Source organism: Mycobacterium adipatum, assembly GCF_001644575.1.
Lineage (GTDB): Bacteria > Actinomycetota > Actinomycetes > Mycobacteriales > Mycobacteriaceae > Mycobacterium > Mycobacterium adipatum.
This window is the reverse complement of record NZ_CP015596.1, coordinates 2,899,958-2,915,462: the sequence shown is the minus strand read 5'-3', so window position 1 is coordinate 2,915,462 and position 15,505 is coordinate 2,899,958. Positions and strand designations below refer to the sequence as shown.

The 15,505-nt window shown below is 69.7% G+C and carries 15 protein-coding genes; 1 reads left to right on the top strand and 14 read right to left on the bottom strand.

Features of this window, described 5'->3' with window-relative positions; translation table 11 throughout:
* Nucleotides 1-3 precede the first annotated feature (3 nt).
* Nucleotides 4-651 (top strand): phosphoribosyltransferase, encoded by a 648-nt coding sequence (locus A7U43_RS13840; protein WP_067996098.1) that lies wholly within the window; start codon nt 4-6, stop codon nt 649-651.
* Here the strand turns inward: A7U43_RS13840 and A7U43_RS13835 are convergent.
* From A7U43_RS13835 to A7U43_RS13770, 14 genes are all read right to left on the bottom strand, one after another.
* Nucleotides 648-1,052 (bottom strand): hypothetical protein, encoded by a 405-nt coding sequence (locus A7U43_RS13835; protein ID WP_067996095.1) that lies wholly within the window; start codon nt 1,050-1,052, stop codon nt 648-650. The two genes, A7U43_RS13840 and A7U43_RS13835, sit on opposite strands and share 4 nt — an antisense overlap.
* A 28-nt stretch (nt 1,053-1,080) precedes the next feature.
* Nucleotides 1,081-1,911, bottom strand: a complete 831-nt coding sequence (wag31, locus tag A7U43_RS13830) for a DivIVA-like cell division protein Wag31 (protein WP_067996093.1) — start codon at nt 1,909-1,911, stop codon at nt 1,081-1,083.
* 175 nt (nt 1,912-2,086) lie between these two features.
* A complete protein-coding gene (locus A7U43_RS13825) occupies nt 2,087-2,389 on the bottom strand; it encodes a YggT family protein (protein ID WP_067996091.1) in 303 nt (100 codons plus the stop codon).
* A 166-nt stretch (nt 2,390-2,555) separates the two neighbouring features.
* Complete coding sequence (locus A7U43_RS13820) at nt 2,556-3,203, bottom strand: cell division protein SepF (protein ID WP_067996088.1); 648 nt, start codon at nt 3,201-3,203, stop codon at nt 2,556-2,558.
* Between the two features lie 65 nt (nt 3,204-3,268).
* Nucleotides 3,269-4,009, bottom strand: a complete 741-nt coding sequence (locus tag A7U43_RS13815) for a YggS family pyridoxal phosphate-dependent enzyme (RefSeq protein WP_067996085.1) — start codon at nt 4,007-4,009, stop codon at nt 3,269-3,271.
* A complete protein-coding gene (pgeF, locus tag A7U43_RS13810) occupies nt 4,006-4,713 on the bottom strand; it encodes a peptidoglycan editing factor PgeF (RefSeq protein ID WP_082902133.1) in 708 nt (235 codons plus the stop codon). Before pgeF ends, A7U43_RS13815 begins: the two co-directional genes overlap by 4 nt.
* 6 nt (nt 4,714-4,719) lie before the next feature.
* Nucleotides 4,720-5,871 carry a cell division protein FtsZ gene (gene ftsZ, locus A7U43_RS13805; protein ID WP_067996079.1) on the bottom strand — a complete coding sequence of 384 codons (1,152 nt, stop codon included), beginning with the start codon at nt 5,869-5,871 and terminating at the stop codon, nt 4,720-4,722.
* Nucleotides 5,872-6,053: 182 nt separating this feature from the next.
* A complete protein-coding gene (locus A7U43_RS13800) occupies nt 6,054-7,037 on the bottom strand; it encodes a cell division protein FtsQ/DivIB (protein WP_067996077.1) in 984 nt (327 codons plus the stop codon).
* The gene (murC, locus tag A7U43_RS13795) at nt 7,034-8,428 is read right to left on the bottom strand and encodes a UDP-N-acetylmuramate--L-alanine ligase (protein ID WP_231963683.1); all 1,395 of its coding nucleotides are present in this window, start codon (nt 8,426-8,428) and stop codon (nt 7,034-7,036) included. Before murC ends, A7U43_RS13800 begins: the two co-directional genes overlap by 4 nt.
* A gap of 32 nt (nt 8,429-8,460) precedes the next feature.
* Entirely contained in the window at nt 8,461-9,525 is a 1,065-nt protein-coding gene (murG, locus tag A7U43_RS13790) for an undecaprenyldiphospho-muramoylpentapeptide beta-N-acetylglucosaminyltransferase (RefSeq protein ID WP_231963682.1), read from the bottom strand.
* Nucleotides 9,526-9,581: 56 nt separating this feature from the next.
* Nucleotides 9,582-11,207, bottom strand: a complete 1,626-nt coding sequence (gene ftsW / locus A7U43_RS13785; RefSeq protein WP_067996066.1) for a putative lipid II flippase FtsW — start codon at nt 11,205-11,207, stop codon at nt 9,582-9,584.
* Between the two features lie 209 nt (nt 11,208-11,416).
* A complete protein-coding gene (gene mraY / locus A7U43_RS13780; protein ID WP_067996063.1) occupies nt 11,417-12,496 on the bottom strand; it encodes a phospho-N-acetylmuramoyl-pentapeptide-transferase in 1,080 nt (359 codons plus the stop codon).
* Nucleotides 12,493-13,998, bottom strand: a complete 1,506-nt coding sequence (locus tag A7U43_RS13775; RefSeq protein WP_067996059.1) for a UDP-N-acetylmuramoyl-tripeptide--D-alanyl-D-alanine ligase — start codon at nt 13,996-13,998, stop codon at nt 12,493-12,495. Before A7U43_RS13775 ends, mraY begins: the two co-directional genes overlap by 4 nt.
* A complete protein-coding gene (locus A7U43_RS13770) occupies nt 13,995-15,500 on the bottom strand; it encodes a UDP-N-acetylmuramoyl-L-alanyl-D-glutamate--2,6-diaminopimelate ligase (protein ID WP_067996056.1) in 1,506 nt (501 codons plus the stop codon). The genes A7U43_RS13775 and A7U43_RS13770 overlap by 4 nt, the downstream gene beginning before the upstream one ends.
* Nucleotides 15,501-15,505: the final 5 nt, after the last annotated feature.

The window sequence follows — 15,505 nt, the reverse complement described above, 5'->3', positions numbered from 1 at the left end:
GGTATGGGAGAAACGGCCGGCACCTTCGCAAACCGCCGGGAAGCCGGCCGGGTGCTGGCGACGGCGCTGTCCCACCATCGCGCGGACGCCGCCGCGGTGGTCCTGGGCCTGGCGCGCGGCGGTGTCCCGGTCGGCTGGGAGGTCGCGGCGGCCCTGGACCTGCCGTTCGATGTGTTCCTGGTCCGCAAGCTCGGCGTGCCGCATTGGCCCGAGCTGGCGATGGGCGCGCTGGCCTCCGGCGGCACGGTGGTGCGCAACGAGGATCTGCTCCGCAGCCAGGCAGTCACCGAAGAAGAACTGCACACGGTCATCGAGCGTGAGCGCGCGGAGTTGCGCCGCCGCGAGACGGCCTACGGCGCGGCAGCCGCACCGGAGCTGTCCGATCGGACCGTGATCCTGGTCGATGACGGTATCGCCACCGGGGCGAGCATGCTCGCCGCGGTCCGCGCGGTGCGGGGTGCGGGCGCGGCGCGGGTGGTGGTGGCGGTGCCGGTGGCTTCGGCGTCAGCGTGGCGTCTCATCGGGCGCGAGGTCGACGAAGTGGTGTGCGTCGACATCCCGCCGGACTTCCGGGCGGTGGGGCAGGCCTACGGCGATTTCACCCAGACCAGCGACGACGAGGTGCGCGCGCTGCTGGCCCGCCGCCCCTAGCTCTTCGGGGTTTCCTCGGGGTCGGGCGAGATCTCGACCGAACCGCCGGATTCACCCTCGGCGTCGTCGGTGTCTGTCACACCGGCGACCGCAGGCTCGGGCTCGGCAGGCTCTGCCCCGGCCGACTCGGACACAGTCGGCTCGGACTCGGCAGACTCGGACTCGGCCATGACCGGCTCCTCGGGGTAATCCTGGACGCCCTGCTCGTCCTCGTCCGCATCGGCGGCATCCGCATCGGGATTGCCCTCACGCCGGGAACGCAGCGCGTCGGCGATCAGCAGCAGCACGCCGATGACACTGGCTCCGATGCACACCCACGCGATCAGCTCGTTGCTGGTGACGACGGCGGCCACCAGCGCGGCCAGACCGATGACGGCAAGAACGAGCGCGATGATCAGCATGCGACGAACTTAGCCGGTGCGCAGCCGCTCAGTTGTTGCCCCGGTTGAACTGGTTGAATCCGCCGCCTTCGTTACCCGCGGCAGAATCGACCGGTGCGGCGGAACCACGCTGGCCCAGCTCTTCGAGCTGAGATTCCAGGTAGGTCTTGAGCCGGGTCCGGTACTCGCGCTCGAAGGTGCGCAGTTGCTCGAGACGGCCTTCCAGCACGGTGCGCTGCTGGTTGATGGTGCCCATGATCTCGGAGTGCTTGCGCTCGGCGTCAGCCTGCAGCGCGTCGGCCTTCTCTTGGGCCTGACGCAGCTGCGTCTCGGAACGGTTCTGCGCGTCGGAGAGCAGCGCGTCGGCCTTGGCGCGGGCATCGGCGACCGTGGTCTCCGCGGTGCTGCGGGCCTCGCTGACCAGGGCATCGGCCTGGGCGCGGGCGTCGGCGAGCAGCTTGTCCGACTCGGCCTTGGCGGTGCTGGTGAGACGATCCGCGGTGTCCTGGGCCAGGCTGAGCACCTTGGCCGCACGCAGGTGGGAGTCCTCGGAGACCGGGGCCTGCTGCGCCACGGGCGCGACCGGCGCGGGGGCCTCGTACACCGGCTGGACCGGCTCGGGCTCCGGCTCGGGCTGCGGCGCCTGGTAGGGCGGGATGGTCTGGGTTGCCTGGATGCCGCCACCGGAACGCGCGCCGGCCAGCTCCGAGTCGAGCTCGGACACCCGCTGACGCAGGTCGGCGTTCTCCTCGATGAGCCTGGTCAGCTCGTTCTCGACCAGGTCGAGGAAGGCGTCTACCTCGTCCTCGTTGTAGCCGCGTTTGCCGATCGGCGGCTTACTGAATGCGACGTTGTGAACGTCGGCTGGAGTGAGCGGCATTGTCTGCCCCCTTGAAGTCTGGACCGTCAACCGGTTTCAAAGTGTAGAGCGTCTGTACGAGTAACTGGCGTCCATCCTGTCACAGCAGACTCTACGGTTGCACCGGAGGCTCATAATTAAGAGCGAAACTCAATGTTCTGGCGACAGGCGGAGACGATCCCGGACCGCTGTCGGCTCACATCATCGCGCTGGCTGCGGCACCGAATGCGAGCTGCATGCCGATGAACGCGACCAGCAACAACACCATGATCGACAGATCGAAACGCACGGCGCCGATGGTGAGCTGCGGGATGATCCGGCGCAGCAGCCGCACCGGCGGATCGGTGACGGTGAGGATGAGTTCGAGCACCACCACGGTGGCGCCCCTCGGATGCCAGTCACGGCTGAACGACCGGATGAATTCGACCACCACGCGGGCGATCAGCAGCAGCCAGAAGACGAACAGCACGAAACCAAGGATTTGAAAGACCATCGACAACTGAAGCCGACCTCACTACTGCTGATACATCGGGCAGGTACTGGGACATTCGAGCAGGTGGGACGAGCGTGCCATCCCAGGACGTCAGCCTACCTGCCGGACTGGAGTGCCCCGGGGACCGCCGTGCGCCCGCGACTGGTGCGACGCTCGCTACCGGTAGGACGCGTCATTGGTAGGAGTAGAACCCGGCCTCGGCGATCCGTCGGCGCTCCTCGGCGCTGACGTCGATATCGGCCGGCGAGAGCAGGAAGACCTTGGTGGCCACCTTGTCGAACGAACCGCGCAGCGCGAAGGCGAGCCCGGCGGCGAAGTCGACCAGGCGCTTGGCATCGGCGTTGTCCATCGACACCAGGTCCATGATCACCGGTGTGCCGTCGCGGAAACGCTCACCGATGGTGCGCGCCTCGCTGTAGTCCTTCGGGCGGAGCGTGGTGATCTTGGCCAGCGGGCTGCCCTCTTCGAACAACGCCGCCATCCGGCGCGGTTCCATGGCCAGCGCGCTGGCACCCCGGGTCGGCGCGGCGAAACGCGGTGCCGGGCGGTCGAACTCACGCGGCCCACGCAAGCGTCCCTCGAAACGCGGGGCGTCGCCGTAGCCACCGCGGTAGGCACCCGGGAGGTCGTCGTATTCGCGTGCGGGCATCCGGTCGTCGAAGGCGCGCGGCTCGCGTCCGTAGCCTTCGTCCTCGAAGCGCTCGTCGGCGCCGCGGCGGGGGTAGGCGCGCGGCCCGCGCTCGTCGTCGTAGTACTCGTCGTCGTAATCGTCCATCGGCGCCATACCGAAGTAGGCCTTGACCTTGTGCAGAGTGCTCATCGCCTGCCCCTTCTAACGACTTCTGTCTGTGTTGTCTGTGATGAAGATGTGACTGGAGTGACTACTCAGGGTGACGTTAGAGGACGTTGCCCCATCAACGCGGTTCCGACACGCACACACGTGGATCCGTATCGCACCGCGATCTCCATATCCCCCGACATCCCCGCCGACAGCCCCAGCCGCTGCGGGAAGAACTGCTGCACCCGGTCACGTTCGACCTGCAATCGCGCGAACGCGTCCTCGGCGTTCCAGTCCAGCGGCGGGATCCCCATCAACCCCGCGAACTCCAGCGCGTCGGCGGCATGCGTTGCGGCACACAGCTCGTCGACCAGGTCCGGCGTGCTCACGTCCACCCCGCCACGATCGGGGTCACCGTCCAGACTGATCTGCAGGTAGACCCGCAGCGGTCCGGTTCGTCGCCCGGCGTCGCGCTCCTGTTCGGCACCCGCGCCGAGCGCCGCGATCACCCGCGCGCTGTCCACCGAATGCACCGTGTGCGCCCACCGGGCGATGGCACGGGCCTTGTTTCGCTGGATCTTGCCGACCATGTGCCACCGGATGTGGTCGGCGGGCAGGGCGTCGCGCACCTCGGCCACCTTTTTGGCGGCCTCCTGCTCCCGCGATTCGCCGAATTCGGTACAGCCCAACCGTCGCAGGATGATGACATCGGAAGCGGGAAAGAACTTCGTGATCGGCAGCAGCTCGATGTCACGGACCGGCCGCCCGGCCGCCTCGGCGGCGCGCGCCAGCCGACTGCGCACCGATGCCAGCGCCGCGGCGAGTTCGGCATCGCGGTGGGTACTCATGGCATCCACACCAGTGACGCCAGCCGCCCGGTCGGCGCGTCGCGCCGGTGACTGAACAACGCCGCGTCCTCGACGGTGCAGCGGGGATCGATATCGATGGACGTGATGCCCAGACTCGTCAACTGCCGGGCCAGCCCTGCGCGGACGTCCAGGCCGGGCGTTCCGGCGGCGGTGCGACAGCGGCTGCCCGGCAGTGCGGCATCCACCTCGTCGGCCATGTCCGCGGGCACCTCATAGTTGCGCCCACTCACCGCGGGGCCCAGTAACACCGTCAGATCGGCGACGGAAGCGCCCAATTTCACCATCTCCTCCACGATGCGCGGCACGATCCCGCGCTGCGCACCCACCCGGCCCGCGTGCGCGGCGCCAATGACCCCGGCCCGCGCGTCGGCCAGCAACACCGGCACACAGTCCGCGGTCACCACCGCCAGCGCCAGGCCGCGGGTGGTACTCACCAACGCGTCGGCCTGGTCGATGGGCGCATCCCGCGGACCGTCGACGACCGCGACATTGACCGAATGCACCTGGTTCATCCACACCACGGCGCCCGCGGGCAGGCCGATGGCGGCGGCCAGCCGCGTGCGGTTGGCCGCAACGGCCGCCGGGTCATCGCCGACGTGGTCGCCGAGGTTGAACGTGTCGAACGGCGGCGCCGATACCCCGCCCTCGCGGGTGGTGGTCACGCGCCGAACCCGGACGGGCACGACGAATCAGTGGCGCATGAAGGGTGGCACGTCGACGTCGTCGTCGGAGATGCCACCGTCGTCCGGACCGCCGATCTTCACGGTCGCGCCGTTGGTGTGGGCCGGGACGGACATCGCATCGGCGGGCTCGAACACGCTGGAGCGCACCTTACCGGCCGACCCGGGGGCAACACCGGTAGTGCCTTCGCCCACAACGGGTTTGCGGCTCGGTCCCGATGTGTCGAACCCGGCGGCGATCACGGTGACCCGGACCTCGTCGCCCAGCGAGTCGTCGATCACGGTGCCGAAGATGATGTTGGCCTCGGCGTGGGCGGCTTCCTGCACCAGCGAGGCGGCCTCGTTGATCTCGAACAGACCGAGGTCGCTGCCGCCGGCCACCGACAGCAGCACGCCCTGCGCGCCCTCCATCGACGCTTCCAGCAGCGGCGAGTTGATCGCGATCTCGGCAGCCTTGAGCGCGCGGCCGTCACCGCGGGCGGACCCGATGCCCATCAGCGCGGTGCCCGCGCCGCTCATCACACCCTTGACGTCGGCGAAGTCGACGTTGATCAGACCCGGCGTGGTGATCAGGTCGGTGATGCCCTGAACGCCGTTGAGCAGAACTTCGTCGGCGCTGCGGAAGGCGTCCATCAAAGAGACGGCGGCGTCGCCCATCTGCAGCAGCCGGTCGTTGGGAATGACGATCAACGTGTCGCAGCTCTCGCGCAGCGCGGTGATGCCGTTCTCGGCCTGGTTGGACCGGCGCTTGCCCTCGAACGAGAACGGCCGGGTGACCACACCGACGGTGAGCGCGCCGAGTTTGCGAGCGATGGTCGCGACGACGGGCGCGCCGCCGGTGCCGGTACCGCCGCCCTCACCCGCGGTCACGAACACCATGTCGGCGCCGCGCAGCAGTTCCTCGATATCGTCCTTGGCGTCCTCGGCAGCCTTGCGGCCGACCTCCGGGTCGGCGCCGGCGCCCAGACCACGCGTCGAGTCGCGACCGACGTCGAGCTTGACGTCGGCGTCGCTCATCAACAACGCCTGTGCGTCGGTGTTGATGGCGATGAACTCGACGCCCTTGAGTCCGTGCTCGATCATCCGGTTGACGGCGTTCACGCCGCCGCCGCCGATGCCGACCACCTTGATAACGGCGAGGTAGTTATGCGGGGGGGTCATCGCGGGTCGCCCTTTCCTGACCTGAATGTCGATGTCGGTGAGCGAAACCCTCAACCTCAACCATAGGCTTAGAGTTATGTCAAGTAGTTCCGCGCAACCAGAACGGTAGGGTGACCCGGCGCCGGAACCCGGCAGGCGCGCCGACACGGCGCGACAATTTCTCCCCGTCTGTGCCGCGGGTCTTACTTGACGGTCGGCAGATCCGGACTGGACACGTCGTAGGTCTGCCCGGGTTGGGTGAGCAGGGCGGCCAGCTTGAGGGCCTTCTCCTCGGTGCGGTCGGTGGTGCCCCACACCACTTTCCGGCCGTCGAACAGGATCAGCGTGATGGCCGCCACCGAGGGCGCCTCGACCCGGCTCACCTGGCCGGAAACCTCCGGCGGCAGCGCGGTGAGCACCTCGAGCGCGGCGTCGGTCGCCGGATCGTTGGGTCCCGGGGACTCGGTGTCGATATAGGGCAGGCCCGGCGGCGGCGGCGCCGTCACGAAGTCCACGCCATCCTTGTCGAAAAGATGCGGACCGTCGGGATAGTCCTTGACCACCAACGGAATCCGCTCCTGCACAGTGATACGCAGGGTGGACGGGTATTCGCGCTGCACCCGGACACTGGCCACCCGGCGGATCGAGGCCACCCGCTCGGCGACCGCGTCGGTGTCGATCTGCAGCAGTGGCGTGCCGGCCGGCACCGCGGCGGCCTGGCGGATCTCGTCCTCGGCTATGGCGGCCAGCCCGATGATGACCGTCTCGCGCGCGGACATGACCGGCGTGAAGTACAGCAGCAGGCCCGCGCCGACGGCGAGCACCGCGATCAGTGCCGACCACATGAGTACCTTCAGCCCGCGGATCACCCCGCGGCGGCGGGGCGCGGGTGCCTCGACGGCCCGCCCGGACACCCGCCGCTTGGCCTCGCGGCGGTTCTGCTCGATGGCGATGGCACGGGCCTGCGCGGCGCGACGTTCCTCGCGTTCGCGGCGGGCGCGCCGCCGGGGCCCTTCGAAGTCTTCCTCGGCCGCGTCCGTCGTCGCCGCGGACTGCTCGCCGTCGACGGGCGCGTCGGCGTGCGCTGCGCTCTCCGCCGGGCCCGCGCCGGCCTTCTCTTCGGCCGCCGTGGCGTCCGGTGCACCGGGCTCTTCGGGCTCTTCGGCGGCGTCGGCCGGGCCGGTCATCGACGCTGCCGCCCGTCGGCGCGCGCATTCACGGCGTCCAGGATCTCGCGGCCCAGCAGGGTGACATCGCCGGCGCCCATCGTCACCACCACGTCACCCGGTTCGGCGCAGGCCGCCACCTGCTCGGCCACCGCGGAGAAGTCCGGCACGTAATGCACCGGGACGCTCACATGCTCGGCGATACTGCGACCACTGACCCCGGCGATGGGCTGCTCGCGGGCGGCGAAGACATCGAGCACGAACACCTCATCGGCCGCGCTCAGCGCGGCACCGAACTCGCGCGCGAAAGTCTGGGTGCGCGAATACAGATGCGGTTGGAACACGACGATGGCGCGACCCCGCGACTCGGCGGCCAGCGCGCGGACCGCGGACAGCGCCGCGGAGACCTTGGTCGGATGGTGCGCGTAATCATCGAAGACCTTGACCTCGGCCGCGACGCCCACCAGTTCGAAACGGCGGCGGACCCCCTCGAACTCGGCCAATGCGTCCAGCACGACCCCGGGTTCGGCTCCGGCCTGCACCGCGGCCAGCAGGGCCGCCAGCGCGTTGAGCGCCATGTGCCGGCCGGGAACCGCCAACCGCATGGTGCGCGGACCGCTCTCCCCCGCCAACCGGATGCTCGCCACCGCGCTGGTGCCGTGCTGCTCCCAGTCCAGCAGTTCACCGGCCAGACCGTCGCCCGAACTGCCGTACCGCAGCACCCTGATTCCCAGCGCCGCGGTGCGTTCAGCGAGTGCGGCGGCGCCGGGGTCATCCACGCAGACCACCAGCGCGCCACCGGGAGTCAGGCGTTCCAGGAACGCATCGAAGACGTCGACGTAGGCCTGCTCGCTGCCGAAGAAGTCGAGATGGTCGGCCTCGATGTTGGTCACCACGGCGATATCGGGCTGGTACTGCACCAGCGATCCGTCGCTCTCGTCGGCCTCGGCGACGAAGTAGGCGCCGCTGCCGTGATGCGCATTGGTGCCCGCCGCGCCGAGATCACCACCGACGGCGAAGGACGGATCGAATCCGCTGTGCTGCAACGCCACGATGAGCATCGACGTGGTGGTCGTCTTGCCGGCTGTGCCGGTGACCATCAGCGTGGTGTCACCGGCCATCAGCTTGGCAAGCACCACCGGGCGCAGGATCACCGGGATACCGCGGCGGCGCGCCTCGACGAGCTCGGGATTGGTCTTCGGGATCGCCGCGTGCGTGGTCACCACCGCGGTCGGGCCGCCCTCGAGCATGTCCAGCGCCGAACCGTCGTGCCCGATGCGGATCTGCGCGCCCCGGGCCCGCAACGCCGCCACCCCGCGGGACTCCTTGGCGTCCGAACCCGAGACCTGCCCGCCGCGATCGAGCAGGATGCGGGCGATACCGGACATCCCGGCACCGCCGATGCCGACCATGTGCACCCGCTGCAGCTCCGGCGGTAAGCCCTTCACCGCACCGACTTTCGGTCCGCGCGATACTGCCGCGCCACATCCAGCGCCACCTCGGCCACCCGGCGGGCCGCATCGCGGTGCCCGGCCAGTGCGGCGGCCGCCGTCATCTGCTGCAGTCGATCGGCATCGCCGAGCACCGCGGTCACGGTGTCGGCGACCAGTGCCGGTGACAGGTCGGCGTCCTCGATCAGCAGACCACCACCGGCTTGGACCACGGGAAGCGCATTGAGACGCTGCTCGCCGTTGCCGATGGGCAGCGGAACGTAGACGGCGGGCAGGCCGATCGCGCTGACCTCGGCCACCGTCATCGCCCCCGACCGGCAGATGGCCAGATCCGCGGCGGCATAGGCGAGGTCCATCCGGTCCAGATAGGGCACCGCGACATAGGGCGGCCCCGAGGGCTCCGGCAGGTCGAGGGTGTTCTTCGGGCCGTGCGCGTGCAGCACCGAAATCCCCTGGGCGGCAAGTGCTTGCGCCGCACCGGAAACGGCGCGGTTGATCGACTGTGCGCCCTGGGAACCGCCGAACACCAGCAGGACGCGGGCGTCGTTGTCGAATCCGAATGCGGCACGCGCCTGCGCGCGCAGCGCGGCACGGTCCAGCGAGGTGATGCTGGCGCGTACCGGCACCCCGACCACCTCGACGGCACCGAGACCCGGGTCGGGTGTGGCGGCCAGCACCCGCTGCGCCGAACGCGCCCCCAGCCGATTGGCCCAGCCGGCGCTGGCGTTGGCCTCGTGGATCACCACCGGCACGCGCGGCCGTCGCAGACCGGGCCGGGCGGCCAGGTAGGCGGGCACCGAGACGTACCCGCCGAAACCGATGACGATGTCCACCTCGACGGCGTCGAACACCGCCCGGGTCTGCCGGACCGCGGTGCGCACCCGCAGCGGGAGGCGCAACAGGTCCATCGACGGCTTTCGCGGCAGGGGCACCGGGGTGATGAGCCGCAGGTCGTAGCCGCGCTCAGGAACCAGGCGGGTTTCCAGGCCGCGCGCGGTACCCAGCGCGGTGATCCGGACCTGCGGGTCCAACTCGGTCAGTGCATCGGCCACGGCCATCGCGGGTTCGACGTGTCCCGCCGTGCCGCCCCCCGCCAGAACGACCGATATCGTGCTCACCCGTAACGCTGACCTTCCAATGACCGGGCCCGGCCCTGTTGGCCTCGCCCCTGACGGCCGTTTCGGCCCTCTCCATGATGCCCTGCGCGCCGCGCCGTCCGTTCGCCCGGCTGGGCAGAGCGACGCGCATCGGCCGCCGGTACCTTACGGGGCTGCTTGGCCCGGGCTTTCTGGCCGGCCTTGACCGGCGACTTGGGCGGTGCCTTCTTGACGGCCTTGCCGGGCGGCTTGCCCTCCTTGGTGCGCAGCCGGTCACGGGCCACTTCGAGACGACTGGGCACGTACGGCACCGGCGGCGGCAGCCGCAGCAGCCGATTGACGCGGTCATCGCGGCCGGCCCGCAGCGCGGCGACCGCCTCGGGTTCGTGCCTGGCCGCGTTGGTGATCACGCCGAGGATGAGCATCGTGGTCGCGGTGGAGGTGCCACCGGCGGAAATCAGCGGCAGCTGCAGCCCGGTCACGGGCAGCAGGCCCACCACGTAACCGACGTTGATGAACGCCTGACCGATCACCCACAGCGTCACCGTCGCGGTGAGCAGGCGCAGAAATGGGTCGGCCGAGCGGCGGGCGATGCGCATACCGGTATAGGCGAACAGGCCGAACAGGCACAGCACCCCCGCGGCACCGATATAGCCGAGTTCCTCGCCGATGATCGCGAAGATGAAGTCGTTATGGGCGTTGGGCAGGTAGTTGTACTTGGCAGTGCCCTGGCCCAACCCGTCGCCGAACAATCCGCCGTTGGCCAGCGCGTAGCGCGCCTGCCGGGCCTGATAGCCCGAGCCCTGGGCATCGGCCATCGGGTTGAGCCACGATTGCACGCGGGCCGAGCGGTAGCCGGCGGACACCGCGAGGATGCCGGCGGCGACGACGGCCCCGGACACCGTGCTGACGAACAACTTCAGCGGCAGACCGGCGTACCAGAGCAGGCCGAGCAGGATGATGCTCAGCGACACCGACTGCCCGAGGTCGGGCTGCATGAAGATCAACGTCAGCGCCAGCGCCGCGGCCGGCAGCAGCGGCACCAGCATCTGGCGCAGCGTGGCCTGCTCCATCCGGCGGGCGGCCAGCAGATGTGCACCCCAGATGGCGAAGGCCATCTTGGCCAGCTCCGAGGGCTGCATGGAGAACCCACCGAAAACGAACCAGCCGCGGGAACCGTTGGCCACCTTGCCGATTCCCGGGACGAGCACCAGCACCAGCAGGACGATGGTGAACGCGAAGGCGGGGAATGCCAGCTTGCGCATGATCCTGATCGGCATCCGCAGCGCGACGTAGAAGGCCACCAGACCGACGAGGGTCCACACCACCTGCTTGAGAAACACCGTCCACGGCGAGCCGCCGGAGTCATAGGAGTAGACCCCCGAGGCGGACAGCACCATGATCAGGCCGAGCGTCACCAGGATCGAGGCCACCGCGATGATCAGGTGAAAGGACGTCATCGGCCGGCCCAGCCACACCCCAAACCGGGTGCGTGGCGGCGCGGTGGCGGTGGCGGACTTCTTGGCGGCGGCCTTGTCGGCACCGGTCTTGTCGGCACCGGCCTTGTCGGAACCGGCGTTGTCGGCAGCGGCCTTGCCGGGGCGGCGCAACCTCGCCCGCGCCGCGGTCAGGAGATTGTTCACCCGCCACTCACAAGAGTCACAGGCGTCACGCCAGCCCCACTAGTCCCCTGCACCCCAGAATCCTCCCCCGTCCCGCCCCGGAGGGCGCGGATATCTGGGGCGTGTCGCGGTAACGGTCCTGCCAGCTAACGGCGAAACTCGCGTACCGGTCGCCATGACGGCGTGCTAAGCAGCAGAAACGCGTGTTTCGGCGAAGGGTCTCGCGGCGCCTACGCGCCGACGATGGACAGCCATTCGCCGTAGAACAACGCCACACCCAGACCGCACGCGATCGCGGTGAGCAACCAGAACCGGATGATCACCGTGGTCTCCGCCCAGCCCACCAACTCGAAATGGTGGTGGAACGGCGCCATCCGGAACACCCGGCGGCCGGTGGTCCGGAAAGCCAGGATCTGCACCACCACCGACGTCACCTCGGCCACGAACAGCGCCCCCAGCACCACCGCGAGGATCTCGGTGCGACTGGTCACCGAGAGCCCGGCGATGATGCCACCCAGGGCCAGCGAACCGGTATCGCCCATGAAGATCTTGGCCGGGGCCGCATTCCACCACAGGAACCCGATGCAGGCGCCGGCGGTCGCCGCCGCGATCAAGGCCAGATCCAGTGGGTCGCGCACGTTGTAGCAGCCCAGCCCAGGGCTGGTCGCGCAGGCGTTGCGGTACTGCCAGAACGTGATGAGCACATAGGCGGCGCTGACCATCGCCATGGCACCGGCGGCCAGACCGTCCAGACCGTCGGTCAGATTCACCGCGTTCGACCACGCACTGACCAGCACCACCACGAAGATCACGAACACCAACGGGGCCAGCGTGACGGTGGCGATCTCCCGCACATAGGACAGCTGGGCGCTGCCCGGAGTCAGCCCCTCGGCATTGGCGAACTGCAGCACGAGCACGCCGAACAACACGGCGGCGGTCAGCTGTCCTACGGTCTTGGCGGTCTTGTTCAGTCCCAGGTTGCGGGACCGACGGATCTTGATCGAGTCGTCGATGAACCCGACGATCGCCAGGGCCGTGGCCAGACCGAGCACCAGCAATCCCGAGGCGGACGGACCCTGGCCGTTGAAGGCCAGGCCCACCAGGTGGGTGCCCAGGTATCCGGCCCAGATGCCGGTGATGATCGCCACGCCGCCCATCGACGGCGTGCCGCGCTTCTTCTGATGGCTCGGCGGGCCGTCCTCGCGGATCTCCTGCCCGAAACCCTGCTTGGTGAACAGCCGGATCAGCACGGGCGTCAGGATGATCGAGACCGCCAGCGCGATCGCGACCGCGAACAGGATCTGCTTCACCGCTGCTGACTCCCCTGCTCAACGAGCAGATCGGCCAACGCGCCCAGGCCGGCGGCGTTCGAGGCCTTCACAAGTACGACGTCCCCCTCGGCCAATTCGGCCCTCAGCAAATCCAGTGCGGCGTCGGCGTCGGGAACCAACACCGCCTCACTGCCCCATGAACCTTCCATCACCGCCCCCTGGAGCATGGCGTTCACCGGCCTCCCGGTTCCCACGACAATCAGACGAGACACATCTAAGCGCACGGCGAACCTGCCGATGCGATCGTGTTCGGATATCGCGTCGTCGCCGAGCTCGCCCATCTCGCCGAGAACCGCCCAGCTACGGCGTTTGTGGCCGGTGGCCCCGACGGTCTCGCGCGCCATCCAGGCCAGTGCCTTCAGCCCAGCCGCCATCGAATCCGGGTTGGCGTTGTAGGCATCGTTGATGATCGTGACGCCGTCGGCGCGGGTACTGACCTGCATCCGTCGCGCCGACACCGCGCCGGCCCCCGCCAGCGCGTCGGCCACCTGCGCCACCGACGCCCCGCATTCCAGGGCGACAGCCGCCGCGCACAACGCGTTGGACACCTGGTGCTCACCGTGCACGGCCAGCGTGATGGGCACCGACTCGCCGCCGGCGTGCAGCGTGAACCGTGGGCGGGCCAACTCATCGAGGGTCTCGTCCGACGACCAGACATCGGCGCCGGGCCCGCGTGAGACGCGCACCACCCGGGCGGCGGTCTTGTCGGCCATCGCCGCGACGGCCGAATCATCGGCGTTGAGCACCACCACGCCGGCCGCCGGAACAGCCTGGGGCAGCTCCGATTTGGTCGCGGCGATGATTTCCCGTGAACCGAATTCACCGAGATGCGCGGTCCCGACGTTGAGCACGACCCCGATCGACGGTGTCGCGATGGCGGCCAGCGCGGCGATATTGCCCGGGTGGCGTGCCGACATCTCCAGGATCAGGAAGTCGGTATCGGTGGTCGCGCGCAGCACCGTCCACGGGTGGCCGAGCTCGTTGTTGAACGATCCCGGTGGGGCCACCACCGCACCGAGTGGGGCCAGCACCGCCGCCAGCAGATCCTTGGTCGACGTCTTGCCCGACGACCCGGTGACCCCGATGATGCGCAGTCCACCCGCGGCCAACTCGGCGGCCACCGCGGCCGCCAGCTTGGCCAGCGCCGCCAGCACCGCGGCCCCCGACCCGGCGGCGTCATCGTGTTCCAGGGCCCCCGACGCGGTATCGGCCTCCGAAGCCGCGGGCACCACGATGGCGGGCACCCCGACCGGGCGGGCCGCGAGCACCGCGACCGCACCCGAGGCGATGGCACCGGCGGCGAAATCATGGCCATCCGAGCGGGCACCCGGCAGCGCCAGGAACAGTCCGCCCGGTGTCACCGCCCGTGAATCGAACTCGACGGTGCCGGTGACGCGGACCTCGGCGGCCTCGACGGGACTGATGTCGGCCAGTTCGCCGCCGACGATCTCGGCGATCTGGGCCAGGGTCAGCGCGATCACCGGGTCAGCCCTTCCAATGCGTCGGCGAGCTCCACCCGGTCATCGAAGGGCCGGGTGACCCCGCGGCTGGTCTGCCCCGACTCGTGGCCCTTCCCGGCGACCAACACCACATCACCGGGACGCGCCCACGCGACGGCGTGCTCGATGGCCGCGCGGCGGTCCCCGATCTCGACGACCTCGCCGCGTTGCCCGGCGGTACCGGCCAGGACGGCGGCCCGGATGGCCGCCGGATCCTCATCGCGCGGATTGTCATCGGTGACCACGACCAGATCGGCCAGTTCCGCGGCGACCCGACCCATCGGCTCACGTTTGCCCGCGTCGCGGTTACCGCCGGCGCCGATCACCACCGCCAGCCGTCCCCGGGCCTGTTCACGCAACGTCTGCAGCACCGCTTCCAGTGCGCCCGGTTTGTGCGCGTAGTCCACCAGAGCCAGGAAATCCTGTCCGCGCTCGATGCTCTCCAACCGGCCCGGCACCGCGGCGGTCCGCAGGCCGGGCGCACCCTGCTCGGGTGAGACGCCGACCGCGTCGAGCAGCGCCACCGCGAGCAGGGCGTTGGCGATGTTGTAGCGCCCGGGCAGTGCGATCCGCAGCGTGTGATGCACGCCGGCCGGGTCGACGGCGACGAACTCCTGGCCGCCCCGGCCCACCGCGCGCACCGCGTCGACCGTCCAGTCCGCGTCCGCACCGCCCGCGCTGACCCGCACCGGTGAGGTGGACCGCTGCGCGATCTGACGGCCCCAGTCGTCGTCGACGCACACCACGGCGTGCGCGGCATGGGTCGGCGAACCGGGTTCGAACAACCGGGCCTTGGCGTCCAGATAGTCCTGCATCGTGGGATGGAAATCCAGGTGGTCGCGGGACAGGTTGGTGAATCCACCGACCTCGAAATCCGTCCCGTCGACGCGGCCCAAGGTCAACGCGTGACTGGACACCTCCATCACCACGGTGTCCACCCCACGCTCGACCATGACCGCCAGCAGCGCCTGCAGGTCGGGGGCTTCCGGGGTGGTCAGTGAGCTGGGCACATCGCGTCCGTCGATGCGCACCCCGACGGTGCCGATCAAACCCGCGGATCGCCCGGCGGCCCGCAGACCCGCCTCGACCAGATATGTGGTGGTCGTCTTCCCGGAGGTACCGGTCACCCCGATGACGCGCAGCGTGCGGGACGGGTGCCCATAGACGCCGGCGGCCAGTGCGCCGAGTACCGCGCGGGGCTCGGGATGCACCAGCACCGGCACCCCCAGATCGGCAGGCAGCTGGTCGGCGCCCGCCTGATCGGTCAGCACCGCCAGCGCGCCGGCGGCGACGGCATCGGCGGCGAACCGGGCACCGTGCGCGGCGGCACCGGGCAGGGCGGCGAACAGATCACCCGGTCGGACATCCTGGCTGCGCAGCGTCACCCCGGTCACCCGGGCGTCGACGCCCACCGCCGGAACCCCGATCCGCTGGGCCAGCGGTCCGAGCAGCTCACCGCAGGGTTGGGAGGGACGCAGTTTCATGGCGT

Bases quoted from the DNA above. Each gene is read 5' to 3' on its own strand.
- A7U43_RS13820 (WP_067996088.1), bottom strand. From the start codon at position 3,203: ATGAGCACTCTGCACAAGGTCAAGGCCTACTTCGGTATGGCGCCGATG.
- A7U43_RS13770 (WP_067996056.1), bottom strand. From the start codon at position 15,500: ATGAAACTGCGTCCCTCCCAACCCTGCGGTGAGCTGCTCGGACCGCTG.
- A7U43_RS13840 (WP_067996098.1), top strand. From the start codon at position 4: ATGGGAGAAACGGCCGGCACCTTCGCAAACCGCCGGGAAGCCGGCCGG.
- ftsZ (WP_067996079.1), bottom strand. From the start codon at position 5,871: ATGACCCCCCCGCATAACTACCTCGCCGTTATCAAGGTGGTCGGCATC.
- A7U43_RS13815 (WP_067996085.1), bottom strand. From the start codon at position 4,009: ATGAGTACCCACCGCGATGCCGAACTCGCCGCGGCGCTGGCATCGGTG.
- A7U43_RS13800 (WP_067996077.1), bottom strand. From the start codon at position 7,037: ATGACCGGCCCGGCCGACGCCGCCGAAGAGCCCGAAGAGCCCGGTGCA.
- A7U43_RS13835 (WP_067996095.1), bottom strand. From the start codon at position 1,052: ATGCTGATCATCGCGCTCGTTCTTGCCGTCATCGGTCTGGCCGCGCTG.
- murG (WP_231963682.1), bottom strand. From the start codon at position 9,525: ATGGCCGTGGCCGATGCACTGACCGAGTTGGACCCGCAGGTCCGGATC.
- wag31 (WP_067996093.1), bottom strand. From the start codon at position 1,911: ATGCCGCTCACTCCAGCCGACGTTCACAACGTCGCATTCAGTAAGCCG.
- murC (WP_231963683.1), bottom strand. From the start codon at position 8,428: ATGGTCGGCATCGGCGGTGCCGGGATGTCCGGTATCGCCCGCATCCTG.